Origin of the sequence: Nostoc sp. JL31, assembly GCF_017114965.1 — a bacterium.
GTDB classification, from domain to species: domain Bacteria; phylum Cyanobacteriota; class Cyanobacteriia; order Cyanobacteriales; family Nostocaceae; genus Nostoc; species Nostoc punctiforme_A.
In genome coordinates this window covers 1-3,985 of record NZ_JABXKO010000002.1, presented here as the reverse complement: position 1 = coordinate 3,985, position 3,985 = coordinate 1, and the positions used below count along the sequence as shown (strand labels likewise).

General features: G+C 39.3%; 5 protein-coding genes. 3 read left to right on the top strand and 2 right to left on the bottom strand.

The window, feature by feature from the left end; all coding sequences use genetic code 11:
- On the top strand, positions 1–552 hold a 552-nt coding region (locus HWQ43_RS00035), incomplete at its 5' end, for a CAAD domain-containing protein (RefSeq protein ID WP_292728569.1).
- A gap of 28 nt (positions 553–580) precedes the next feature.
- On the opposite strand, the gene HWQ43_RS00030 is transcribed toward HWQ43_RS00035, so the two are convergent.
- Positions 581–802: a hypothetical protein gene (locus tag HWQ43_RS00030; protein ID WP_292728567.1), complete on the bottom strand. Its 222-nt coding sequence runs from the start codon at positions 800–802 to the stop codon at positions 581–583.
- A gap of 433 nt (positions 803–1,235) precedes the next feature.
- Between HWQ43_RS00030 and HWQ43_RS00025 the strand changes: the two genes are divergently transcribed.
- Together HWQ43_RS00025 and HWQ43_RS00020 are read left to right on the top strand one after the other, a co-directional pair.
- Positions 1,236–2,189, top strand: coding sequence for an extracellular solute-binding protein (locus tag HWQ43_RS00025; protein WP_292728565.1), 954 nt, complete (start codon positions 1,236–1,238; stop codon positions 2,187–2,189).
- A gap of 60 nt (positions 2,190–2,249) precedes the next feature.
- On the top strand, positions 2,250–2,861 hold the full coding sequence (locus tag HWQ43_RS00020) for a PEP-CTERM sorting domain-containing protein (protein ID WP_292728563.1): 612 nt from the start codon (positions 2,250–2,252) through the stop codon (positions 2,859–2,861).
- A gap of 197 nt (positions 2,862–3,058) precedes the next feature.
- On the opposite strand, the gene HWQ43_RS00015 is transcribed toward HWQ43_RS00020, so the two are convergent.
- Complete coding sequence (locus tag HWQ43_RS00015) at positions 3,059–3,754, bottom strand: 2OG-Fe(II) oxygenase family protein (RefSeq protein WP_292728561.1); 696 nt, start codon at positions 3,752–3,754, stop codon at positions 3,059–3,061.
- Between the last annotated feature and the right edge of the window lie 231 nt (positions 3,755–3,985).

Sequence of the window (3,985 nt, the reverse complement as noted above, 5' to 3'; positions counted from 1 at the left end):
GCCATTTACTCCCCTTTGATGAAGTTGGCTAAAGATGACATCCGTGCAGGGCAAAATAAAAATGTTATCCCTGAAGAAAATAGGAAACTTAAAGAGAGTAAAGTACAACAATCGAAATCTATTGATATTACATCAACCGAAGCGATGCCTACGGCGGTAAACTACGCAGCAGTTGAAAGTTCAGACCTTGATACTCAACCATTGCTAATACCTGATAATCAACCATTACCTCAACGGCAGCAAATTGGCGGGAAAATCTCTGCATTTTTGGAGCAATTGCCTAAATACTTAGGTAGCTTTTCCACTGAGTACCAAATGCCAATTATTTGTTTTGCTACAATTATTACAGCGACTATTGCAGTTAAGCTAATTCTAGCTGTATTAGATGTAATCAATGAAATTCCTCAGTTAAATCTAGTTTTTGAGTTGACTGGAATTGGTTACTTAATCTGGTTTGTTTTCCGATATCTATTTAAAGCTTCTACTCGACAAGAATTAGCTGCACAAATTAGTTTTATCCAAAAAGAAATTGTCGAAGGACAAGATTCATAAGCTATTATGCCTCCACATTTGCTTTCTTTCATCGTGAAAGAAAGCAAATGTGGAGGAACATATTCTCCACGCCATGCAAGAAGTTGCTCGGATTTTGAGAGTAAATAGCTATGTTGCGTAGGCGTAGCCCGTCATAGGCATTGTGCGATCGCTTCTCTACGAGAGGGTGCGCCCTAAGCGTAACGCCGCAGGGTTTACGAGATGCTCCACATAGCTTGCTTTCTAGTAGGGGTAAGCTCGCTGTAGACATCGCAAAAGCACCACAGTCGTATGTCGTAGTTACTCCTGAAGTGTTGTCATGTGCGTAATCTCATCAAGATAAAAACTTTTTACTTAAAGTTTTGATAAAGTCAGTGTTTAATTACATAGTTGAATTGATTTTATCCAACCAAGTTGGTATGATAACTTCAATCAAAAACACAAACTTGTATAAAAACATACGCCATAAAGACCGTTGAATAATTTATAAAGTTTAAACGCTCAGATCGAGGACTGTTTAAGCATTAGTTAAGCTGTTCCATATTTTTTAAATGATATATGGTCGTGTTGGCTGTTGAGTGTTAACTCTTGACTGTCAGCTGTCAGCAGTCAATAAACCTCACTCCTTCACTATGCAATAAATATGTGTTTTAGCTTACCAAAAACGAGAAAGTAATTTTTTCCTTACTATGAGCGATTAAAAAATGATGAAAAAGTATTTGCTTGCCGCTTCGCTGACTGCATTAGTTGTCAATCTTACCTTTACAAAACAGACTTTAGCAGCCACACTGGCGGCTGCACCTCCTGAGGTGACTTTATATGCTGCTGGTAGCTTGAGGGGTGGGCTTTCGGAAGTTGCTAGTGCTTTTACCCAAGAATATGGAATTTCTGTCAAAACAGAATTTGCTTCTTCTGGTTCATTGAAAGATAGGCTGTTAGCAGGGGAAAAGGCAGATGTCTTTGCCAGTGCGGATTTAGGTAATGTCCTTGCACTAAATCAAAATAACTTAAGTGGGGAAGTTGAAACGTTTGCCAGAAATCCTATTTATGCGATCGCTACACCTGAAGTGTCACTCACCACAGAGAATCTGCTTGATAAGTTTCTCGATACCGACGTTAAATTGGGTATTTCCAAACCTGTAAGCGATCCCTTGGGAGATTACGGGGTCGAAGTATTTCGCAAAGCTGAACAAATTCATCCAGGCAGCTTTGCTCAACTGAATGGTAAAGCCGTAATATTATCAGGAACATTACCACCAGAGAGGAATAGTCCGGGGGGCAGCATAGTCTACTATCTGCAAGATATCAACAAAGCAGACATCTATTTAGTCTATTACACCAGTGCTTTATCTGCCCAACAAATTTCACCAAGTTTACAGATAGTGGAATTACCAGATAACTTAAAAACCCAAGCTGACTATGGTTTAACAGTACTTAAAGATGCGAATCCTGGAGGTTCCAAACTAGCTGATTATATCCTTTCACCAACTGGACAAAAAATACTAGCAAAGTATGGATTTAATAGTCCAAAGTCAGTTCCCGAACCTCAGGGGGTTGGTGGAATTTTACTTGCTGTGAGTGTAGCTTTTACCTTGCAGAGAAAGTTGATTGCTGCCAAACAGCAAAAAGTTAAAGTGAGCGATGAACGCCATAGTTAGAAAATCGAAGAATCTGGTTAATTTGGAAACAAACTGTTAGTAAATCTCAAGAGATAATTTATGTTAGAAACAAAGTTTTTTCAAAAACCATTAATGGTTATTCTGGGGTTAGCATTAGCTACTGTTTCTACAGCCCAACCCTCCAAAGCTGCTATCTTTACTTATCAGGGAGATACAACAAATGAACCGATTTGGCGGCGTGTAGCACCAGGGAATCCTCCCACTCTTATCAGTGGTGAAAAAGATGGGAATTTGGGAATGAGTGTACCTTACAGTGTATTTGATTTTACGGTTGATCAATCAGGTTTATATAATATAAGTGGTGAATCTGAACCTACGCCACCTGCAAATAGAAAATGGGATATTTTCTTAGCTTTATATCAGGACAGTTTCAATCCTAGTGAACAATTAACCAATGTTCTTATAGCAAATACTACTACTAATGGTAGTACTGTTATTTTCAACCGAGAACTCGTTACAGGACAAAAATACTTTTTAGTTACTACCGGTCGTCGAGTGAATGATTTTGGCCAGTTTAGCAACACAATAAGTGGTTCGGGTCAAATTACACCAATTCCTGAATCAGATTCAATACCTGCCATGTTAGTCACGGGTGGTGTAACTTTACTACTGTATAAACGAAAATTAGGTTTAAAAATATCGCATTTCTAAATCGTTTGTAAGCATATCCCCAACTTGTGAATAAGTGGGGGATGTGCTTACAAAGTATGTATGACTGCTATAGTTGCACTCATATAATCAGAATAATCTGTAAGAAAGCTAACTGCCTTTTGTATTGTTAGTTAACTACTTGTTTCTAGGAATAGAGGCGATCGCGTTTTGTGTAGGGATTAGATTTTTACTATCGATTAAGCACCTGCATCGAGATTGTGAAAAAAAGCAATCCTGAGAGCCAATCGGCAGTGTAGTGCAGTCGATGCTACTGGAGTTACCATGTGCCAGGAATTATCTGAGCGCACAATCACAGCCGAAAACTGGTTCAGTGGTGCAATATCTTGGAAGACAGATTCTGGTTTTTCGTCCAAGAGAATTCGCAAACAACCACCCCAGTCCATAGGCCATTGTTCATTGAAAAATAGCAAATGAGTCAAAGCTTTCGATGGTTCATCAGTATGAGGGCGATGACTGTTACCTAGATTATATCGACGAAACCCAATCACCATTGCACAGTCTTTCAATTCCACCCCAGACATCTGTGTTAAGGCTTGACGGTAAGCAGGTGTCCACAGTTCTTCTATCATTTGTCGCCAAATACTGCTGAGATTACTAAGATTAGAAGATAATCTTCCTTGTGTAATGCGATCGCGCCAACGATCTGACAACTCAGGGCTGGCGCGATGGCTACGCCCGCCGCAGGCATCGCAAAACTTGTACATCAAAGCAATATCCTCATTACTAGCAAGCATATCACTCCAAAGATATCCATATCCTGACCCTATTGATAAGCGAAACTGTTCCTGGGGAAAGCTGGCAGCAAGTTCCAAACTAGCTGCTTTGGGCAACAAATTCTCTATCACAGCATAACTGTATGGAACTGATTGCATTGTTGTACGATCAATGGCATCTAAATTTAGCATTCTCAATCTTCTTTGGATTATGTTTGTTTGTAATTTACACTATCTGTATGATTGCTAAATTCAAGCTTGATATTATAAGTCAGTAATTGACAATTTCAGCATTTAACTAATTCTGGCGACTGATGAACCTATCCCACTAATACCGAAATATGGTAATCTACTTCTCGTATGAGAGGGGTGTATCTGTGTATGGCTGGG

Coding starts and splice junctions, on each gene's coding strand:
- HWQ43_RS00020 (WP_292728563.1), top strand. CDS start 2,250: ATGTTAGAAACAAAGTTTTTTCAAAAACCATTAATGGTTATTCTGGGG.
- HWQ43_RS00015 (WP_292728561.1), bottom strand. CDS start 3,754: ATGCAATCAGTTCCATACAGTTATGCTGTGATAGAGAATTTGTTGCCC.
- HWQ43_RS00030 (WP_292728567.1), bottom strand. CDS start 802: ATGTCTACAGCGAGCTTACCCCTACTAGAAAGCAAGCTATGTGGAGCA.
- HWQ43_RS00025 (WP_292728565.1), top strand. CDS start 1,236: ATGATGAAAAAGTATTTGCTTGCCGCTTCGCTGACTGCATTAGTTGTC.